Genomic DNA, 17,254 nt, shown 5'->3' on the forward strand with positions numbered 1-17,254 from the left:
GGGGCCGTGAGCAGCGAGGTGGCGGACGGTACGGCGGCGGCGACGACGGGCGAGGGGCGGTACCGGCGGGAGGAAGTGGCCCGGGCGGCCGGCGTGAAGGTCCGCAATCTCCGCTACTACCAGGAGCGCGGGCTACTGCCCCCGCCCCGCCGGGAGGGCCGGATCGCCTGGTACTCCGACGAGCACCTGACGCGGCTGCGGCTGATCGACGACCTGCTCGGCCGCGGCTACACCGTGAACGGCATCGCCGAGGTGCTGGATGCGTGGGAGCAGGGCGGCGGTATCGCCCAACTCCTCGGCCTCGGGCGGGAGATGGCGCAGGGGTGGGCGCAGGAGGAACCCGTCACGATGGACCTGGCCGAACTGCGGGAGCTGTTCGGCCCGGCGGCGACGCCCCAGGACACCCGGCGGGCCGCGGCGCTCGAGTACGTACGGATCGAGGGGGACACCGTCACCTTCCGGAGCCGGCGGCTGCTGGAGGCGACGCTGACGCTGGTGCGGCAAGGGGTGCCGCTCGCGGAGATCCTGGACGCGGGTGACTTCGTCCAGAGTCAGGCCGCGGCGCTGGCGGAGCGGTTCGTCGCCCTGTTCCGGCGGCATGTGATCGGCCCGGAGGGCCTGGAGCGGCTTTCGGCCGCGCGGTTGGATCACATCGGGGAGACCGCGGCGGCGCTGCGTCCGGTGGCGGGTGAGGTGGTGGCCACAGAGTTCGCACGGGCGATGGCCCGGAGGGTGGAGGCGGAAGTCGCCGCGCTGCTGCGTACGGAGCAGTAGGAGTTGTCCGAAAGGCAGCTCTCGCACAACCTTGCCAACCACCATTGGCACTCTTACATTCAACTCCACGGTCATACCGGCGAGTAACGATCACGCGCGACGGGACCGGATCACCCACCATGCCTCTCCCCACCCATCAAAGGGGATCTTCCATGGAACACGCATCGGACAACCGCGAGTTAGGCGACGGCCGGGTCAGATGGCGGCGCTTCGCCGTCCTGACGGTCCCGGCCGTGGGCGTCACCGCCGCGCTCGGCATCGCACTGGCCCAAGGAGCGCTCGCCGCCTCCTTCGCCGTCTCGGGCCAGCAGTTCAAGGTCTCGGCCGCGAGCCTGACCGGTGAGGGCTTCGTCCAGTACGGCAGCGTGGACGTCAACGCCCGGGAGGAACTCATCCCGGTGGCCGTCACCGCCATCAGGGAGGCCAAGCTCCACAGCCTCTGCCAGTCGGTGGTCACCACGCTGCCGGTGATCGGCGACGTCTCGCTCAACCTGACCGCCGGTCAGAAGACGCCGGTCGAGGCGACGAACCTCTTCGTCGACGCCACCCAGCTCTCCGGCAACGCGGCCTTCACCAACATCGAGATCGGCCGCGACGCCTCCACCCTGGACAAGGGCCCCGCCGACGCCCAGGGCATGCAGGACCTCTTCTCCCAGCAGGCCGACACCGTCACCATCACCGATCTGAAGCAGACGGCGTGGGCCACCAACGCCGGCACCTTCAAGCTCTCCGGTCTGCACATGAAGGTCAACAAGGGCAAGAAGGAATGCTTCTGACCCCCTGGCGGAAGCGGTTCCGGCGGTGGCGCCGCAGCCGTCCGTTCTGGGGCGGGCTCGCCGCCGTCCTCGCGGGGGCCGAGATCTGCGCCCTGCCGCTCGCTCCGCTGAAGGTCATGCTCACCCAGGGCGTGGCGGGGATCCCGTCCGTCCTGATGGGCCTCGTGATGATCGTCCTCGGCGTCTCGGTCTGGTTCGCCCCGCATTACCGCACCCTCGCCGGGATCGTCACCACCCTCATCGCCACCGCCGCACTGGTGCTGTCGAACCTCGGAGGGTTTCTCGTCGGGACCCTGCTGGGCATCGTCGGCGGCGGCCTCATGTTCGCCTGGCAGCCGCGCACCCCCGCCACCGCCGAACACGCGCCACCCTCCGCCGCACCGCTCTCCGATCCCCAAGGAGCACAGCCATGAGCCGCACCCACACCACCCTCACCCTCGCCCTCGGACTCGCCGCCGCCGGCGCGCTGACCCTCGGCACCGTCGCCGCCACCGCCGCGCCCTTACCGACGGCGTCGGCCGGCTCGACCACCGTCACACCGGCGGGCCACGCCTTCAAGGCGACGCTCAGCGGCAAGGCGACCTTCAAGGCCGGCTCGGTCACCGTGACCTGCTCGGTCTCCGTGTCCACCGGCACGGTCCCGGCCGCCCCCGGCAACCACAACCCGGCCGGACCGGTCTCCTCGCCGATCTCCGCCCCGACGTACAGCTCCTGCACGTCGAGCATGGCCGGCGTCACGCCGACCGTCACCACCAGCGGCGCCTGGCAGGTCTCCATGCAGAACGGGGCGCCCATCACGGCGACGATGACCGTCCCGACGGGCGGCCTCGTGCTCAAGACGACCGGTCTGGCCACCTGTACGGTCGTCGCCGCGCCCACCGCCCCGGCGAGCGCCCCCGGCACCTGGGCCAACGGCGCACCGCCGTCGCTGACGTTCACCAACGCCTCGGTCCCGGTCAAGGTCACCGGCGGGTTCGGCTGCCCGACCAGTGCGACGAGCTCCACCTTCAACGCGGTCTACACCGTGGCGGACACCACGGACCCGGCCCAGCAGATCACCGTGGCCCCGTAGGTCCGTACCGGGCGGGCCCGTCGCGGGACGGGCCCGCCCGGCATCTCCGCGATCAGCCCTCCGGCGGACAGCCGGACATACGACCGGCGGTTCGGGGGAAGGGAAGCCTCTGGCACATACGCACCCAAACGTGACAGAAGGCGAGGCGGGCGCATGGACGGGATCGTGCTGCTGCGCGAGGACCACGCGACGGTCGAGAAACTGTTCAAGAAGTTCGAGAAGACCGACGACGACGCTCACAAGGAGCGCCGGAGCATCGCGGATCAGGTGATCGAGGAGCTGACGGCGCACGCCTGGATCGAGGAGCAGATCTTCTATCCCGCGGCGCGCGAAGGAGCCCCCGACACGACCGATCACGTCCTGGAGAGCATCGAGGAGCACCACGCGGTGGTGTGGATGCTCTCCGAGCTCAAGGACATGCCGCCCACCGACGAGCGCTTCAAGGCGAAGATGAGCGTCCTCATGGAGAACGTCCGTCACCACGTCGAGGAGGAGGAGAAGGACTGGTTCCCCGAGGTCCGCAAGGCGCTCGGCCGCAAGCGACTGGTCGAGCTCGGGGAACAGATGCAGAAGGCCAAGCAGAAGGCTCCGCGCGATCCGCTCGCCGTGCCGAGCGCCACCCATGCCTGAGGCCGGCCTCCGGGAGATCCCGGTCTCCCTCGTCTCCCTCGTTTCCCTGCGGGTCAACGGGACGGAGCTTTCGCTACGGCTCGACAACCGCACGACTCTCCTGGACGCGCTGCGCGAACACCTGGACCTGGTCGGCGCGAAGAAGGGGTGCGACCACGGGCAGTGCGGCGCGTGCACCGTCCTCGTCGACGGGCGACGGGCCAACAGCTGCATGCTGTTCGCCGTGGCCTGCGACGGCTCGGACATCACCACGGTCGAGGGCCTCGCCGAGGGCGAGCGACTCCATCCGGTCCAGGAGGCGTTCGTCGCCCACGACGCCCTGCAGTGCGGTTACTGCACACCCGGCCAGATCTGTTCCGCCGTCGGCATGCTGGACGAGGCCGCCGAAGGACACCCCTCGTACGCGACCACGCTCGACGGCCGCGACACCCCCGGTACGCCTGATGGCCGCGACGCCCTCGACGCCCAGGAGATCAGGGAGCGGATGAGCGGCAACCTGTGCCGGTGCGGCGCCTATCCGAACATCGTCGACGCGATCGCCGAGGCGGCGAGGTCATGAGGCCCTTCTCGTACCTGCGCGCCGCGACGGCCGAGGAGGCGCTCGACACGTTCGCCGCCCGTCCAGGCGCCCAGTTCCTTGGTGGCGGGACCAATCTCGTGGACCTGATGAAGCTCGGGGTCACCGCCCCGGAGTTCCTCATCGACGTCAGCCGCCTCCCGCTGGACACCGTCGAGGCGACCGCCGACGGCGGACTCCACGTCGGGGCCACCGTCCGCAACAGCGACCTGGCCGCCCACCCGGTCGTCCGCACCCGCTACACCGCCCTGTCGCAGGCTCTCCTCTCCGGGGCCTCCGGGCAGTTGCGCAACACCGCGACCACCGGCGGGAACCTGCTCCAGCGCACCCGGTGCCTCTACTTCCAGGACACGTCCAAGCCCTGCAACAAACGCGAGCCGGGGACGGGATGCCCCGCCCGCGAGGGTGTCCACCGGGACCTCGCGGTGCTCGGCCACTCGGCGCACTGCGTCGCCACCCATCCCTCGGACATGGCGGTCGCGCTCGCCGCCCTCGACGCCGTGGTCCACGTGCGCGGGGCGGACGGCGAGCGGACGGTGCCCGTCACCGACTTCCACCGGCTGCCCGGGGACCGGCCCGACGTGGACACCGTCCTCCTCCCGGGAGAACTGATCACCGGCGTGACCATGCCACCCCGCCCGGACGGCGGGCACAGCGCTTACCGCAAGGCCCGGGACCGCGCCTCGTACGCCTTCGCCCTCGCCTCCGTCGCCGCCGCGGTGCGCGTCGAGGACGGCGTCGTCCGGGAGGCCTCGCTCGCTTTCGGAGGGCTCGCCCACCGGCCCTGGCGCGCCCGCGCGGCCGAGGAGGTGCTGCGCGGCGCGCCCGCCACCGCGGATACGTTCGCGCGGGCCGCCGACGCCGAACTGGCCGCCGCCGAGCCGCTGCGCGACAACGCCTTCAAGGTGGCGCTCGCCCGCAATCTCACCGTGAGCGTCCTGAGCGACCTCGCTTCCCGCGCCGAAGAAGGAGCCCGGCCCCCGACATGACCGACGCACTCTCCCCGGACACCTCCCTGACGGCGCCGACCGCGCCTTCTGCCCCCGGCTCCGCCGTTCCGCGGCGCGAGGCCCGTGAGAAGGTCACCGGCGCGGCCCGTTACGCGGCCGAACACACCCCGCCGGACTGCGCCTACGCCTGGCCCGTACCCGCCACCGTCGCGCGCGGCCGTGTCACGGCCGTCCACACCGCCGCCGCCCTGGCGCTGCCCGGTGTGCACGCGGTCCTCACCCACGCCGACGCACCGCGCCTCGGCCCCTGCGACGACCCCACGCTCGCCCTGCTCCAGGACGACCGCGTGCCCCACCGCGGCTGGTACATCGCCCTGGTCGTGGCCGACTCCCCGGAGAACGCTCGCGCCGCCGCCGATGCCCTGCGCGTCGAGTACGAGACCGATGAGCACGACGTACGCCTGAGCGTCGACCACCCGCGGCTCTACACCCCGGAAGAGGCGAACGCCGAGGAGCCGGCCGTACGGGAACGGGGCGACTTCGACGCGGCCTTCGCCACCGCCGACGTCCGCGTCGACGCGACGTACACCATGCCGGCGCTGCACAACCATCCGATGGAGCCGCACGCGTCCACGGCCTGGTGGACCGACGACGGCCGGCTGACCGTGTACGACTCGAGCCAGGGCTCGACGACCGTACGGGACGTCCTCGCGGGCCTCTTCAAGGTGCCCGAAGACATGGTCACCGTCCTCTCCGAGCACGTCGGAGGCGGCTTCGGCTCCAAGGGCACGCCCCGCCCCCAGGTGGTGCTCGCCGCGATGGCCGCCCGCCACACCGGCCGCCCGGTCAAGCTGGCGCTCCCCCGCCACCAGCTCGCCGCCGTCGTCGGCCACCGCGCCCCCACCGTGCAGCGGGTACGGCTCGGGGCCGGCGCCGACGGTGTCATCACGGCGCTCGCCCACGAGGTCGTCACCCACACGTCGACGGTCAAGGAGTTCGTCGAGCAGGCCGCCGTACCGGCGCGCACCATGTACACCTCGCCGAACAGCCGCACCGCCCACCGGGTGGTGGCACTCGACGTGCCGACCCCCTCGTGGATGCGCGCGCCGGGCGAGGCATCGGGGATGTACGCCCTGGAATCGGCGATGGACGAACTGGCCGTCGCCACCGGGATCGACCCCATGGAGCTGCGTCTGCGCAACGAACCGGCCACCGAGCCGGACAGCGGCAGGCCCTTCAGCAGCCGGCATCTCGCCGACTGTCTCCGCGAGGGTGCGCGGCGCTTCGGCTGGGAGCGGCGCGAGTCCCGCGCCGGCGTCCGCCGTGCGGGGGACCTGCTCCTGGGCACCGGGGTGGCCTCGGCCACCTATCCCGTCCTCGTCAGCCCCTCCACCGCCACCGCGCACGCCGACCGGGACGGCACGTACACCGTCCTGGTCAACGCCACCGACATCGGCACCGGCGCGCGGACCGTGCTCGCGCAGATCGCCGCCGAGGCGCTGGGCACCCGCCCGGAGGCGGTACGGGTCGACATCGGACGCAGCACGCTGCCCGCCGCCCCGCTCGCGGGCGGCTCGTCGGGCACGGCGTCCTGGGGGTGGGCCGTGCACAAGGCCTGTACCGCCCTCGCGGGGCGGCTGCGCGCGCACCCGGGCGAGCTGCCGGCCGAGGGGATGTCCGCGTCGGCGGACACGGAGGAGGAGGCGGGGCGGGAGTCGCCGTACGCCCGGCACGCGTTCGGGGCGCACTTCGCGGAGGTGCAGGTGGACGCCGTGACCGGCGAGGTGCGCGTACGCCGCCTCCTCGGTGTGTACGCCGCCGGGCGGATCCTCAATCCCCGTACGGCCCGCTCGCAGTTCATCGGCGGGATGACGATGGGGATCGGGATGGCCCTGACCGAGTCGAGCACCATGGACGCGGGCTTCGGGGACTTCGCGGAGCGCGACCTGGCCGCGTACCACGTCCCCTCGTGCGCCGACGTACCCGCGATCGAGGCGTACTGGGTCGAGGAGGACGATCCGCATCTCAATCCGATGGGGTCCAAGGGGATCGGCGAGATCGGGATCGTCGGCACCGCCGCGGCCGTGGCCAACGCCGTCCACCACGCGGTGGGGGTGCGGCTGCGGGATCTACCGCTGACGCCGGACCGCCTGCTGCCGCACCTCGCTCCGGGGCCTCAGGCGGTCGGGTAGGGGCCGGGTACGGGGCTGAGGAGCCACCGTCACCGCGTGTGGTCGCCGATGTCCGGGTCGTGGTCGGGCGTGGTCCAGGAGTCGCGGCCGTGCCGGGCGTTCGTCTGGGTCGGGTCCCCGACCGGGCGCCGACGGCGTGCGGCGCGGCGGCTCCCCCACCAGAAGGCGGCGAGCAGCACGCCGACGATCACCACGCCGATGGCGACGGCGAAGAGGAGGGCGTTCGAGCCGGCCGCCGCGAGTGTGACCGTGGAGTCGGCGGAAAGAGTGTGCGCGATCATGTTCGCCTTTCTCGGATCGGGCCCGCCCCGGCGCGTACGCGCCGGGGCGGATCACAGAGGGGCTGAGGCGGGACGCCTCACCAGTAGTGAGATCGGCCTCCCACCGCGTGCCCGGCGGCGCCTGCCACCCACAGCACCAGGCCCACGATCGCGAGGATCAGGCCTATGGTCCACAGAATGGAAATTCCTGTGACGAACCCGATGATCAGCAGGATCACTCCGAGGATAATCACGACGACCTCCCAGCATCCCCGTGGAATGACTCCGCCGCGATTAGCGGAGCGATAAGGCACTGTGCGAATACCATCACCGACGCCATATCATTCGCGTTCGGCGGAAGATTGTTCTGAGACATCGGAACGGTCACGTCCGGCTCCCTCTCCGTCGGTGAGAAGCGCCTCGTCCGCCTCCCTGCGGGCTTCCTCGTCGCCGCTCTCCCCGACCGCCTCGGACGGGGTGGTCTCCGGGCGGCCTGCTTCGCGCTTGTCCTCGGTCATGTCGCACTCCTTCGATGTCGGGGTGTCCGCCGGTCGCCGGTTCAGGACGGCGGGTAGGGGGCCGCCTTGAGTCGCCGGGCGAGGTGCGCCGTGTTGGCGGCGAGCGTGGCGGTGGTACGGGCGGTGGCCTCGGGGGTCTTGTCGAGGTCCTGGAAGTCGGTGCCCTGCATGGCCTCGCCGACCCAGTAGGTGACCGCGCCGGGGGCGAGGGAGAAGCCGACGTCGTTGAGGCCCTGGAAGAGGTCCGCGCTGCTCTTGTGCGCGCCGTCCTCGTTGCCGACCACGCAGACGGCCGCCACCTTCCCGTAGGTGAGCAGGCGGCCCTCCTCGTCCGTCTCGGACAGTTCGGCGTCCAGCCGCTCCAGCACGCGCTGGGCGATGCTCGACGGGTGTCCGAGCCAGATGGGGGTCGAGAGGACGAGGATGTCGGAGCCCAGAATCGTGTCCCGGATCTCGGGCCACTCGTCCCCTTCGCCCATGTCCGTCTTCACGCCGGGCAGGACGTTCCGGTCGGCGATGCGGATGGTCTTGCCGGTGACACCGTGCTCGCCGAGGGCGGCCATGGTCTGTTCCGCCAGCAGTTGCGAGCTGGAGGGGGCGGGCGAGGGGGACAGGGTGCAGACGAGTGCGACGGCGCGCAGGGGTGTGGTGTCCATGGGTTCGCCGCTACCCCGCGACGCGTCCTCCATGTCACCGGACGCGCCATATTGCGGCATATGGGCAGAGCACCCCGGCATCACGGCACCGCGGCATCACGGCATCACGGCATCGAGACGCCGCATGACCGCGTGCCGCCCCGCGGTGGCGGGGCGGCACGCGGTCATGCGGCGCTGTGGGCGCTCAGATCCGGCCGCGCGCGAGGCGGGTCAGCGGCCCGACCGGCGGCTTGGCCGTGGTGCGGCCGATGGCGAAGGCGGCGCCGGCCACTCCGGCGACACCCGCCGCGGCGCCGGCCGCGATCGCCTTGCGCTCCTTGACAACCGTCCATGCCGTCGTGGCCGCGGTGGCCGCCTTGGCGGCGTTGGCCGTCACCACCTGCTGGCCGCTCTGCAGACCGTTCGCCGCCGCGCGGCCGACCCGCTTGGTGGCCTCACCGGCGGAGCGCACACTCACCGCGGCGGCCTTCTCCGCGTCCTGGAGCGAGCTCTCGGCCGCGTTCGCCGCCGCCGAGGTCTTCTCCGCGGTCTGCTTGGTGGCCGTCTTCCTGGCACGTGTGGTGCGGGAATTCTTGGTGTTGTCGCTCTGAGCAGTCATGTGATTCCTCCTTGCCGCTCAACCGGGTATGAAACGGGGGGCGTTCTCACTCATCGAGTCGTGGGAAGCAGAGACCCCAGGGGTCCCAGATCAAGATTGAGATCGTCCATCGAAAGGCCGTACCTCCGGCACAGCTCTTCCATTCGTTCGTGCAGAATCATCAATGTCATTCCGATGCGTTCCTCCTGTTCCTCGCTGAGGTCTCCCCGGTCGACCCGGTGAACGGCGGTACGTTCCATGAGCTGGCGCAGCAGCTCGACGACGGTCAGGACGAGTTTGATGAGATCGCGTTCCACCGTGTCGGGGTCGGTGGCGAGCCTTCGGGCCACGCCACCGGCCGCCGTGAGCCGCTCGTCGAGGCCGTCGAAGTCATCGAGGCCGTCGAGGTCGTCGACACGGGTGGGAGCGGGGGTGGTGTCCTTCATCGCGATGCCCTCCTACCGGCGGCTTCGGGGGCCGGTCCGTCGCCTGCGGGCGCGGTCGCCCAGGGGGCGGGCGCGTCCTCGGTGATCGACCTGATCACCGCCCGCAGGTTGATGTGGACCAGGTCGACGTCCGCGACGGACAGGACCAGATCGCCGGTCAGCACGGCTCCTCCGTTCAGGAGCCGGTCCAGGAGGTCGATCAGGGCCACCGGCGGCCCGGCGAGGGGTTCGGTGTCCCGGAAGCCGCCGACCTGAAGCGGTCCGCTCGTCACGACGCGACCTCGTCCCCGCTCGTGTCCGGCGTCGCGAACGAGTAGGGAGCCCAGGGGCCGGTCACCTCGACACGTACGGCCGGAGCGCGCCGGCTCAGGGCCCCGACCCGCTCGCGGAACCGGTCCACGTCCTCGACGGCCACCAGGTACGCCTCGTTGGTGAGGTTCTCCCCGGCGCCGCTCGCCAACTCGCCCTGCTGGGGGCGGTGTACGGCGCGTGCCCGGGCGAACTCCCCCGCCACCGCCGCCGCCTCGGCGGCGATGTCGCCGGCGGCGCGGTAGAGGTCCTGGGTGCGGTGCCGCTGGGCCCGGCGCTGTGCCAGGTACGCCCGTCCCGGACTCGAGGGGGCCGCCGACGCGGTGGACACCTCGGCCGGCTCGGCCGGCTCGGCGGCGCCCGGGTCCACGGAGACCTTCACGCCCAGCTCGACGTGTCCGTCGAGCTCTGCCAGGAGCTCTTCGAAGCGTCGCCGCTCTTCGGTCAGCATCGCGACCACCCGGTCGTCGCCGCTGTAGACGGTGGCAAGGCGCAGGGGCAGCACGACCGTCTCGGCGAACGCGGCGTCCACGACGGTGTGGTGCGCGCGTGCCATCGCCTCCAGTGCGGTCAGGTCCTCCAGCAGGACGCGCAGCGCCCGTTCGCCGAAGACGTCCGACGGGACGGTCGACACGAGCGCGACGAGGCCCGCGCCGTCGATCAGCCGCAGGCCGTGACCGTCCACTCCACTCAGGCGGCCGACGACACGGCCGAGCGCCCCGTCGTCGCGGCCGACCGCGTACACGTACGTCAGCTCGTGCCCGCCGTGTTCGTGCCGGTCGTGCCCGGTGTCGCCGGTGCCCGGCGTCCGCACCGCCGTCCCTTCGTACGTGCTCACCTCGTGCCCTCCTCTCGCGCACCCCCGGCGTCGGCGGGGTCGAGCGCCGAGCGCAGCCGGTCGAGTTCGCCGCGCAGCCGTTCGTTCTCCTCGGCGAGGAGCTCTGCCCGATCGGTCGCCGCGGGCCGGGCTTCGACCGGTCGCGGCGGCCGGCTCGCCCGGGAGGAGAGCGAGGGGTCGTGCTCCCACCAGTCGATGCCCATCTCCTTCGCCTTGTCGACCGAGGCGACCAGGAGCCGGAGCTTGATCGTCAGGAGCTCGATGTCGAGGAGATTGATCTGGATGTCACCCGCGATGACGATGCCCTTGTCGAGCACCCGCTCCAGGATGTCCGCGAGGTTCGCGGACGAGCCCTGGTGGCCGGGGGCGGGTGTGCTGCGCGGTGGGGCCGCCAGGCGGCCTGCCAGTGAATCGGACACGGTGTCGTCCTGTCTGCTTACGGGTGTTCTCGGTCGGCGGTGGTCATGAGCCGCTGCCGCGTCCTCGCCGGTACGCCTCGATCTCGTCGAGCCGGTCCAGCAGTTCGTCCTCGCGCCGGTCGAACTCCTCGGCGTCGATACGGGAGTTCTCCAGGTCGTCGACGAGCGCGGCCAGTTGCCCGCGCACGCGCTCCGGGTCGTAGTACTCCCGTTCCGCCGCGAGCAGCACCTGGTCGAGGACCCAGGCCGTGCCCCGGACGGGCGCCATCGGCAGGGTCAGAATGCTGGTGACGAGTCCCATGACCAGCACCTCCTCCCGTGAGGGGTCACACGAAGCTGTACGGCGGAAGCGGGCCGGTCAGGGTGAAGCTGTACCCCTCCCCCAGCCGTTCCGCCTCCTCCCGTACGGCGTGCAGGAAGGTGTCCGTCGACGCGGTCGGGACGAGGAACGACACGTTCAGGAAGTGGGTCGCTCCGGGTTCGCCTCGGGAGAGGCGGGCCGCGGCGGGAGCCAGGCGCTTCGTCGTCTCCTCCGCCTGTGCCTCGCCCCGGGCGGCCACCTCCCGGGCGACCAGCTCGCCGAGGGCGATCCGGTCGTCGTGGGCTCCGGGGTCCGTGCGCGTGCGCCGGTTGAGCTCCCGGGCCTCCTCGGACCCCGCCATGATCTCCAGGAGCATGTCCTGCTCGTCCCGGGCGGCCTTGAGGTGGTACTCGACATGGCCGTCCAGCTCGGCCAACCGCTCCTGGTAGCTGCGGGCGTCGCGACCCAGGACCTCGGCGACCCGTTCGTCGTCCGGTCCGAGCAGACCGAAGCGCATCGGCAGGGTCGCCCCGTCGGCCATCAGGGCCTCCAGCACGCTCTCGTGTGCCACCACGTCGCGGCGTTTGGCCCGCAGGCCGGGCGGCGCGTCGCTGACGACGGCGGCCACGGGGCCGGAGATGACCGTGCGCAGGGGCGACGGCGGGTCGCCCACGCCTTGAAGGTCGTCGAGACGCAGGGGATGGTCGGCTCCGGTGATGGCGTACACGTAGGTGGACACCCGTCACTCCTCTCGCTTGGCTGACGAACGGCTGGACGTGGAGGAGCGGGCCGTGCGCTTGCTCGGCTCCTCCTCCGGTTCCTCGCGCTTGCGGTGCAGGGTGTCCGAGATCATTTCGGCGGCTCCGCTCAGCGCGCCTTTCGATTTTCCTTTGGCGCCGTTCTCGGTGATGTCACCGACGATGTCGGTGAGTTGCGTCGGCGCCTTGCGTCCGGATTCCAGGTCGAGCCGGTTGCACGCCTCGGCGAATCGCAGATACGTGTCGACGCTGGCGACGACCACGCGGACGTCGATCTTGAGTATTTCGATCCCGACGAGGGAGACGCGGACGAACGCGTCGATCACGAGACCTCGGTCGAGAATGAGTTCCAGAACGTCGTAGAGATTGCCCGAGCCGCTTCCGCCGCTCGTGGCGCTGGACTGCTGGACGAGTGTCACGATGAAACTCCTTCCGTCAGCGGCGGTCGATCTGGCCCCGTGCGTACCGCCTCGTACGTTCGTAGGCGAGGAGCCGGCCCTGGGGGTCGAGAGCGACGTGGTACGACGCCATCACGGTCATGGTGTCGGGCACCTTTTCCAGTTCGACCACTTCCACGTCGGCCGACCAGCCCTCGTCGGTGGATTTCACCGCCGAGACGGATCCCGGTTCGCACCGCAGGAGTTCCGAGAGTTGAGCGGAGGCGCTGCGCATCGCGGTGGAAATGTCGATGCGCTCTCCGGAATTCTTGCCATGTTCGTCGTCGTCAGTCGCGTTCATCATCCCGCCTGTTGGGCACAGAAGATCGGATTGGAGTCGCTCTCCATCCGCCGTCGATCGTTGCGGTTCGCGTGCCCGTGACTTCCGAACGTATGCGTGATACGTCTCACGCCGTCTCAATTCCGAGTTTTCTCGGCGGTGACCCGGACGGTGCTCAGGCCGGGGTCCGCCGCGTCCGGGATGTTCATGCCCGCCTCGACTCCGGTACGGAGATAGCGCAGGACGGGCTCGGTGAGCCGTTCCCCGGGCAGGACGGTCGGAATGCCGGGCGGGTACGGGGTGATCATCTCGGCCGCGATCCGGCCCGCGGCCGAGGCGAGCGGGACGTCCTCGGTGGGGGCGAAGTAGGCGTCGCGCGGCAGACAGGCCTGTTCCATGCGCAGCCCGGCGGGGTCGGGCACGTCGACGCGCGGGGCGGGGCGGAGTTCGGGTGCGTGGCGGACGAGGTCCCTCAGGGCCGTCAGCAGGGTGTCCGTGGTGTCGTGGTCATCGGCGTGGGTGAGTTGGGCGCTGATCCGGCGGTGGTCGAAGAGGTGGGTGTCGATGTGGTGGTGCTCGCGCAGCCAGTCGGCGGCGTCGTAGCCGCTGACGGCCAGTTCCCGGAGGTCGATGACGACCGGCAGCGGGTCGAACTCGGCCGCCCGTCCGGGTCCGCAGAAGTCGTCCGCGTCGTTGACGTGCAGTCCGTCGATGCGTTCGATCTCCGTACGGACGTCTGCGGCGAGCTTCAGCGTCTTGGTGAGCAGGTCGTGGCCGTGCCGGACCATCTGGCGGCGCCAGCCGTCGATGCCCGCGTAGAGAAGCACGGAGGGGCTGGTGGTGCCGAGGAGGTCGGCGCGTGAGGCGAGGTCGGCCGGGTCGACGAGTCCGCCCTGGAGGTGGAAGACGGAGCCCTGTTCCAGTCCGCTGCCCATCTTGTGGATGCTGGTGACGCAGACGTCGGCGCCCGCGTCCATCGCCCAGGTGGGGAGGTCGGGGTGGAACGGCAGGTGGGCGCCCCACGCCTCGTCCACGACGAGCGGCCGGCCCCGGCGGTGGCACACCTCGGCGATGGCCGCGACGTCCGCCGCGGATCCGTAGGGCGTCGGGCTGGTGACGAGGGCGCCCCGCGCGTCCGGGTGCTCCTGGAAGGCGCGCTCGTACGCCTCGGCGGAGGGGGGATGGGCGATGTGCCGCTCGGGGTCCCAGGCCGGCTCCACCCAGATGGGCCGCAGCCCGCAGAGGATGAGGCCGGAGACGACGGACTTGTGGGCGTCCCTGCCGACGAGCAGCTTCTCGTGCGGCGAGGCGACCGTCAGCATGGCGGCCTTGACGGAGAGGGAGCTGCCGCAGGTGGAGAAGTAGGCGTGTTCGGCGTGCACGGCCTCGGCCATGAGGCGTTCCGCGCGCTGCAGGACGTTGCCTCGGGTACGCCGGTCGTCCAGTCCTCCGCTGGCCAGGACGTCTCCGTGGAACACCGCGTCGCCGAGGATCCGGCGGACCTCCGGGTCCGCGCCTCGCGCCTGCTTGTGGCCGGGCGGCGTGAAGCCGAGCTCCCCGGAGCGGTGGTAGTTCTCGAGCGCCTCCAGTACCGGCGCCTGGTTCTGGTCGTTGTGCCGCATTTCCGTAGCCATTCCTCACCGCTTCCCCGAGTGCGCGGTTCCAGTACGTGGCTCCCGTTCGGCCGTTCGTCCGATGCGGTGGGATCCGCCGGCGTCGAGGCGTCGGATGCCCGCCCCGGGTAAGGAGTGGTCTCATGACTCGCACCGATGACGCTGTGATCGGAACCGTCACCACCAAGGTCCCCGCCCGGCTCGACCGGCTGCCGTGGTCGCGCTGGCACTGGATGATCGTGATCGGTCTGGGCACGGTGTGGATCCTCGACGGCCTGGAAGTGACCATCGTCGGGAACATGGCCGGCAGACTCTCCGAGCCGGGCAGCGGGCTGCCCATCACCGACGCCCAGGTCACCGGTATGGCGGCCGCGCTGTATGTGGCGGGCGCCTGTTCCGGCGCCCTGTTCTTCGGGTGGCTAACCGACCGCTTCGGCCGCCGGAAGCTCTTCCTGATCACTCTCGCGGTCTATCTGGCGGCGACGGCGCTGACCGCGCTGTCCACCTCCGTGTGGTGGTTCTTCCTGTTCCGCTTCCTGACCGGTTTCGGGATCGGAGGGGAGTACGCCGCCATCAACTCGGCCATCGACGAGTTGATCCCGAGCAAGTACCGGGGCCGGGTCGACCTGATCATCAACGGCAGTTACTGGCTGGGGGCCATGGGTGGCGCGCTGCTGTCCGTGGTGGCGCTCGACACCGACATCTTCCCGGCGGACATCGGCTGGCGGCTGAGCTTCGCGCTGGGGGTCGTCCTCGGTCTCGTCATCCTGGTGGTACGCCGGCACGTCCCGGAGAGCCCGCGGTGGATGTTCATCCACGGCCGCTCGGAGGGCGCCGAGGAGCTGGTCACGTCGGTGGAACGGCAGGTGGAGCGCGAGAAGGGCGTCAGGCTGCCGGAGCCGTCCCGGGCGATCACCATCGAGCAGCGCCGGAGCGTCGGTTTCATCGAGATCGGGCGCACGCTCTTCCACGCGTACCCGAAGCGGGCGGTGCTCGGCTTCGCGCTCTTCATCGGCCAGGCGTTCCTCTACAACGCCATCACGTTCGGCTTCGGTTCGATCCTGGTGAAGTTCTTCGACGTCCCCACGGGGAGTACGGGGTACTACTTCGCCGTCATCGCGTTCGGCAACTTCCTCGGTCCGCTCCTGCTCGGCCGGCTCTTCGACACGGTCGGGCGCCGGCCGATGATCGCGGGGACGTACATCCTGTCCGGTCTGCTGCTCTTCGGCACGGCGTGGCTCTTCGACCGGGGCAGTCTGGACGCGACGACGATGACGCTGTGCTGGTGCGTGGTCCTCTTCTTCGCCTCCGCGGGCGCCAGCTCGGCGTACCTCACCGTCAGTGAGATCTTCCCGATGGAGACGCGGGCGATGGCGATCGCGTTCTTCTACGCGATCGGCACGGCCGCCGGCGGCATCTCCGGGCCGCTGCTCTTCGCGAAGCTGACCGAGAGCGGGGTCGTCGGCGACGCCGTCCTCGCCTTCTGTGTCGGCGCGGCGCTCATGGTCCTCGCGGGTCTCGTGGCGCTGTTCCTCGCGGTCGCGGCGGAGGGCAGGTCGCTGGAGGACATCGCGACGCCGCTGTCGGCCACGACGGCGGCGGACGAGGACGGATCGGCCCCGCCCCCGGCCGCCCGCGTCGGCGGATGACCACACCCCTCCGCGATGTCACCCTTTCGATGACACCGGGCTTGTCGTCGGATGGATGACATGTTAGAACGGTGTCAGGTGAAGCGCATTGGCAGTTCCTGCCCGTACCGCTCTGGAGGTGTTTCGCGATGTTGATGCGCACCGACCCGTTCCGCGAGCTCGACCGGCTCACCCAGCAGTTCCTGGGCACACCCGGGACATGGTCCAGCCCCTCGGCGATGCCGATGGACGCGTACCGCGAGGGTGACGTGTACGTGATCGCGCTCGACCTTCCCGGCGTCGCCCCGGAGGCCATCGACATCGACGTCGAGCGGAACATGCTCACGGTGAAGGCCGAACGCCGGCCGACCGTGAAGGCCGACGACGTGCAGATGGAGCTCTCCGAGCGCCCGCTGGGTGTCTTCTCCCGTCAGCTGATGCTGGCCGACACCCTGGACACCGAGCGCATCACGGCCGACTACGAAGCCGGTGTCCTCACCGTGCGGATCCCGATCGCCGAGCGCGCCAAGCCCCGCAAGATCTCCATCGGCGGGGACGCCGGCCGGAAGCAGATCGACAGCTGATCCGGCCGTCCGCCGTGGCGGAGGACGGGACGACGATCTCCCCCTCCCGTCCCGTTCTCCGTCCACCGGACCGGCCCGGTGGGTCGCCCGGTGCAGACCGGTCGGCCGTCTCCTTCCACCCGGATCGCGCCTCGCGCGGGGGTCACGGCAGCTGACCCACCGGCGGGCGCGAGCCCTCTCACGAGAAAGGCACGCCACCCTTCCATGCCTGCCCTGCCTGAAGAGGCCCCGGCCGTGCCGGGCATGACGTACGACCAGATGCTGGAGCGCGTCCGCTACGAAGGCGCGTACCCCACGCGGGAACGGGCCGAGACCACCGTGCTCGCCGTTCTGGCGGCCCTCGGCCGCCAGGTCACCGGTGAGGAGCGCGTCGACCTCGCCGCCCGTCTGCCCGTCGAGGCGGCCCACGCCCTCGCGTCGCAGATCCCCGCCATCGAGCCGCTGACCGGCTGGGGCTTCGTCAAGGACCTCGCGGCCCGGCTCGGCGGCACGCCCGCGACCGCGCGCTGGGACACCGGCGCCGTTCTCAACGTCGTCGCCGACCTCGCGGGCCCCGACCTCCTCGATCGCGTCCTCGCCCAGCTGCCGCCCGGCTACGGCCTCCTCTTCGGCCGCGCCGAACTGGCCAGGGCCGCCTGACGCGCCCACCTCGCAGCACC

General features: G+C 71.1%; 25 protein-coding genes. 11 read left to right on the plus strand and 14 right to left on the minus strand.

The genetic code is table 11. The features are described 5' to 3' along the window. Positions 1-6 precede the first annotated feature (6 nt). The 8 genes from ACF06X_RS27650 (at position 7) to ACF06X_RS27685 (ending at position 6,971) form a co-directional block, all read left to right on the plus strand. Positions 7-774: a MerR family transcriptional regulator gene (locus ACF06X_RS27650; RefSeq protein ID WP_392289994.1), complete on the plus strand. Its 768-nt coding sequence runs from the start codon at positions 7-9 to the stop codon at positions 772-774. Positions 775-926: 152 nt separating this feature from the next. Then, the gene (locus tag ACF06X_RS27655) at positions 927-1,550 is read left to right on the plus strand and encodes a DUF6230 family protein (protein WP_392289995.1); all 624 of its coding nucleotides are present in this window, start codon (positions 927-929) and stop codon (positions 1,548-1,550) included. Then, entirely contained in the window at positions 1,541-1,963 is a 423-nt protein-coding gene (locus ACF06X_RS27660; RefSeq protein WP_392289996.1) for a DUF6114 domain-containing protein, read from the plus strand. The genes ACF06X_RS27655 and ACF06X_RS27660 overlap by 10 nt, the downstream gene beginning before the upstream one ends. Then, positions 1,960-2,622 carry a hypothetical protein gene (locus ACF06X_RS27665; protein ID WP_392289997.1) on the plus strand — a complete coding sequence of 221 codons (663 nt, stop codon included), beginning with the start codon at positions 1,960-1,962 and terminating at the stop codon, positions 2,620-2,622. Before ACF06X_RS27660 ends, ACF06X_RS27665 begins: the two co-directional genes overlap by 4 nt. Positions 2,623-2,775: 153 nt before the next feature. Then, positions 2,776-3,252, plus strand: coding sequence for a hemerythrin domain-containing protein (locus ACF06X_RS27670; RefSeq protein ID WP_392289998.1), 477 nt, complete (start codon positions 2,776-2,778; stop codon positions 3,250-3,252). Next, positions 3,245-3,811, plus strand: a complete 567-nt coding sequence (locus ACF06X_RS27675; RefSeq protein WP_392289999.1) for a 2Fe-2S iron-sulfur cluster-binding protein — start codon at positions 3,245-3,247, stop codon at positions 3,809-3,811. The genes ACF06X_RS27670 and ACF06X_RS27675 overlap by 8 nt, the downstream gene beginning before the upstream one ends. Beyond that, on the plus strand, positions 3,808-4,818 hold the full coding sequence (locus ACF06X_RS27680; RefSeq protein WP_392290000.1) for an FAD binding domain-containing protein: 1,011 nt from the start codon (positions 3,808-3,810) through the stop codon (positions 4,816-4,818). The genes ACF06X_RS27675 and ACF06X_RS27680 overlap by 4 nt, the downstream gene beginning before the upstream one ends. After that, the gene (locus ACF06X_RS27685; protein WP_392290001.1) at positions 4,815-6,971 is read left to right on the plus strand and encodes a xanthine dehydrogenase family protein molybdopterin-binding subunit; all 2,157 of its coding nucleotides are present in this window, start codon (positions 4,815-4,817) and stop codon (positions 6,969-6,971) included. The genes ACF06X_RS27680 and ACF06X_RS27685 overlap by 4 nt, the downstream gene beginning before the upstream one ends. A 29-nt stretch (positions 6,972-7,000) precedes the next feature. On the opposite strand, the gene ACF06X_RS27690 is transcribed toward ACF06X_RS27685, so the two are convergent. From ACF06X_RS27690 to ACF06X_RS27755, 14 genes are all read right to left on the minus strand, one after another. Beyond that, the gene (locus ACF06X_RS27690; protein WP_392290002.1) at positions 7,001-7,252 is read right to left on the minus strand and encodes a DUF6479 family protein; all 252 of its coding nucleotides are present in this window, start codon (positions 7,250-7,252) and stop codon (positions 7,001-7,003) included. A 77-nt stretch (positions 7,253-7,329) separates the two neighbouring features. After that, positions 7,330-7,485: a DUF6131 family protein gene (locus ACF06X_RS27695; protein WP_392290003.1), complete on the minus strand. Its 156-nt coding sequence runs from the start codon at positions 7,483-7,485 to the stop codon at positions 7,330-7,332. An 87-nt stretch (positions 7,486-7,572) separates the two neighbouring features. Further along, positions 7,573-7,749 carry a hypothetical protein gene (locus tag ACF06X_RS27700; protein WP_392290004.1) on the minus strand — a complete coding sequence of 59 codons (177 nt, stop codon included), beginning with the start codon at positions 7,747-7,749 and terminating at the stop codon, positions 7,573-7,575. A 41-nt stretch (positions 7,750-7,790) separates the two neighbouring features. Next, the gene (locus ACF06X_RS27705; RefSeq protein ID WP_392290005.1) at positions 7,791-8,405 is read right to left on the minus strand and encodes a flavodoxin family protein; all 615 of its coding nucleotides are present in this window, start codon (positions 8,403-8,405) and stop codon (positions 7,791-7,793) included. A 184-nt stretch (positions 8,406-8,589) separates the two neighbouring features. Further along, positions 8,590-9,003, minus strand: a complete 414-nt coding sequence (locus ACF06X_RS27710) for a hypothetical protein (RefSeq protein WP_392290006.1) — start codon at positions 9,001-9,003, stop codon at positions 8,590-8,592. A gap of 50 nt (positions 9,004-9,053) precedes the next feature. Continuing rightward, positions 9,054-9,428 (minus strand): gas vesicle protein K, encoded by a 375-nt coding sequence (locus tag ACF06X_RS27715; RefSeq protein ID WP_392290007.1) that lies wholly within the window; start codon positions 9,426-9,428, stop codon positions 9,054-9,056. Continuing rightward, entirely contained in the window at positions 9,425-9,637 is a 213-nt protein-coding gene (locus ACF06X_RS27720; protein ID WP_392290191.1) for a gas vesicle protein, read from the minus strand. Before ACF06X_RS27720 ends, ACF06X_RS27715 begins: the two co-directional genes overlap by 4 nt. A gap of 59 nt (positions 9,638-9,696) precedes the next feature. Further along, the gene (locus ACF06X_RS27725) at positions 9,697-10,575 is read right to left on the minus strand and encodes a GvpL/GvpF family gas vesicle protein (RefSeq protein ID WP_392290008.1); all 879 of its coding nucleotides are present in this window, start codon (positions 10,573-10,575) and stop codon (positions 9,697-9,699) included. Beyond that, a complete protein-coding gene (locus ACF06X_RS27730; protein ID WP_392290009.1) occupies positions 10,572-10,994 on the minus strand; it encodes a gas vesicle protein in 423 nt (140 codons plus the stop codon). The genes ACF06X_RS27725 and ACF06X_RS27730 overlap by 4 nt, the downstream gene beginning before the upstream one ends. A gap of 43 nt (positions 10,995-11,037) precedes the next feature. Then, positions 11,038-11,295 carry a gas vesicle protein GvpG gene (locus tag ACF06X_RS27735; RefSeq protein ID WP_392290010.1) on the minus strand — a complete coding sequence of 86 codons (258 nt, stop codon included), beginning with the start codon at positions 11,293-11,295 and terminating at the stop codon, positions 11,038-11,040. Positions 11,296-11,320: 25 nt separating this feature from the next. Then, entirely contained in the window at positions 11,321-12,034 is a 714-nt protein-coding gene (locus ACF06X_RS27740; RefSeq protein WP_392290011.1) for a GvpL/GvpF family gas vesicle protein, read from the minus strand. Between the two features lie 3 nt (positions 12,035-12,037). Continuing rightward, positions 12,038-12,472, minus strand: coding sequence for a gas vesicle structural protein GvpA (locus ACF06X_RS27745; RefSeq protein ID WP_392290012.1), 435 nt, complete (start codon positions 12,470-12,472; stop codon positions 12,038-12,040). A gap of 16 nt (positions 12,473-12,488) precedes the next feature. Then, positions 12,489-12,791 carry a gas vesicle protein gene (locus ACF06X_RS27750; protein WP_392290013.1) on the minus strand — a complete coding sequence of 101 codons (303 nt, stop codon included), beginning with the start codon at positions 12,789-12,791 and terminating at the stop codon, positions 12,489-12,491. Positions 12,792-12,907: 116 nt separating this feature from the next. After that, positions 12,908-14,392 carry an aminotransferase class I/II-fold pyridoxal phosphate-dependent enzyme gene (locus ACF06X_RS27755; protein WP_392290014.1) on the minus strand — a complete coding sequence of 495 codons (1,485 nt, stop codon included), beginning with the start codon at positions 14,390-14,392 and terminating at the stop codon, positions 12,908-12,910. Between the two features lie 134 nt (positions 14,393-14,526). Here ACF06X_RS27755 and ACF06X_RS27760 point away from each other — a divergent pair, with 134 nt between their 5' ends. The 3 genes from ACF06X_RS27760 (at position 14,527) to ACF06X_RS27770 (ending at position 17,234) form a co-directional block, all read left to right on the plus strand. Beyond that, the gene (locus ACF06X_RS27760) at positions 14,527-16,032 is read left to right on the plus strand and encodes an MFS transporter (RefSeq protein ID WP_392290015.1); all 1,506 of its coding nucleotides are present in this window, start codon (positions 14,527-14,529) and stop codon (positions 16,030-16,032) included. A gap of 128 nt (positions 16,033-16,160) precedes the next feature. Next, positions 16,161-16,595 (plus strand): Hsp20/alpha crystallin family protein, encoded by a 435-nt coding sequence (locus tag ACF06X_RS27765; protein WP_392290016.1) that lies wholly within the window; start codon positions 16,161-16,163, stop codon positions 16,593-16,595. A 204-nt stretch (positions 16,596-16,799) separates the two neighbouring features. Further along, positions 16,800-17,234 (plus strand): DUF2267 domain-containing protein, encoded by a 435-nt coding sequence (locus ACF06X_RS27770; protein ID WP_392290017.1) that lies wholly within the window; start codon positions 16,800-16,802, stop codon positions 17,232-17,234. Positions 17,235-17,254: the final 20 nt, after the last annotated feature.

Origin of the sequence: Streptomyces sp. NPDC015346 (assembly GCF_043078785.1) — a bacterium.
GTDB lineage: Bacteria > Actinomycetota > Actinomycetes > Streptomycetales > Streptomycetaceae > Streptomyces.

Bases quoted from the DNA above. Each gene is read 5' to 3' on its own strand.
- ACF06X_RS27655 (WP_392289995.1), top strand. From the start codon at position 927: ATGGAACACGCATCGGACAACCGCGAGTTAGGCGACGGCCGGGTCAGA.
- ACF06X_RS27660 (WP_392289996.1), top strand. From the start codon at position 1,541: ATGCTTCTGACCCCCTGGCGGAAGCGGTTCCGGCGGTGGCGCCGCAGC.
- ACF06X_RS27665 (WP_392289997.1), top strand. From the start codon at position 1,960: ATGAGCCGCACCCACACCACCCTCACCCTCGCCCTCGGACTCGCCGCC.
- ACF06X_RS27670 (WP_392289998.1), top strand. From the start codon at position 2,776: ATGGACGGGATCGTGCTGCTGCGCGAGGACCACGCGACGGTCGAGAAA.
- ACF06X_RS27675 (WP_392289999.1), top strand. From the start codon at position 3,245: ATGCCTGAGGCCGGCCTCCGGGAGATCCCGGTCTCCCTCGTCTCCCTC.
- ACF06X_RS27680 (WP_392290000.1), top strand. From the start codon at position 3,808: ATGAGGCCCTTCTCGTACCTGCGCGCCGCGACGGCCGAGGAGGCGCTC.
- ACF06X_RS27685 (WP_392290001.1), top strand. From the start codon at position 4,815: ATGACCGACGCACTCTCCCCGGACACCTCCCTGACGGCGCCGACCGCG.
- ACF06X_RS27690 (WP_392290002.1), bottom strand. From the start codon at position 7,252: ATGATCGCGCACACTCTTTCCGCCGACTCCACGGTCACACTCGCGGCG.
- ACF06X_RS27700 (WP_392290004.1), bottom strand. From the start codon at position 7,749: ATGACCGAGGACAAGCGCGAAGCAGGCCGCCCGGAGACCACCCCGTCC.
- ACF06X_RS27705 (WP_392290005.1), bottom strand. From the start codon at position 8,405: ATGGACACCACACCCCTGCGCGCCGTCGCACTCGTCTGCACCCTGTCC.
- ACF06X_RS27710 (WP_392290006.1), bottom strand. From the start codon at position 9,003: ATGACTGCTCAGAGCGACAACACCAAGAATTCCCGCACCACACGTGCC.
- ACF06X_RS27715 (WP_392290007.1), bottom strand. From the start codon at position 9,428: ATGAAGGACACCACCCCCGCTCCCACCCGTGTCGACGACCTCGACGGC.
- ACF06X_RS27735 (WP_392290010.1), bottom strand. From the start codon at position 11,295: ATGGGACTCGTCACCAGCATTCTGACCCTGCCGATGGCGCCCGTCCGG.
- ACF06X_RS27750 (WP_392290013.1), bottom strand. From the start codon at position 12,791: ATGAACGCGACTGACGACGACGAACATGGCAAGAATTCCGGAGAGCGC.
- ACF06X_RS27755 (WP_392290014.1), bottom strand. From the start codon at position 14,392: ATGCGGCACAACGACCAGAACCAGGCGCCGGTACTGGAGGCGCTCGAG.
- ACF06X_RS27760 (WP_392290015.1), top strand. From the start codon at position 14,527: ATGACTCGCACCGATGACGCTGTGATCGGAACCGTCACCACCAAGGTC.
- ACF06X_RS27765 (WP_392290016.1), top strand. From the start codon at position 16,161: ATGTTGATGCGCACCGACCCGTTCCGCGAGCTCGACCGGCTCACCCAG.
- ACF06X_RS27770 (WP_392290017.1), top strand. From the start codon at position 16,800: ATGCCTGCCCTGCCTGAAGAGGCCCCGGCCGTGCCGGGCATGACGTAC.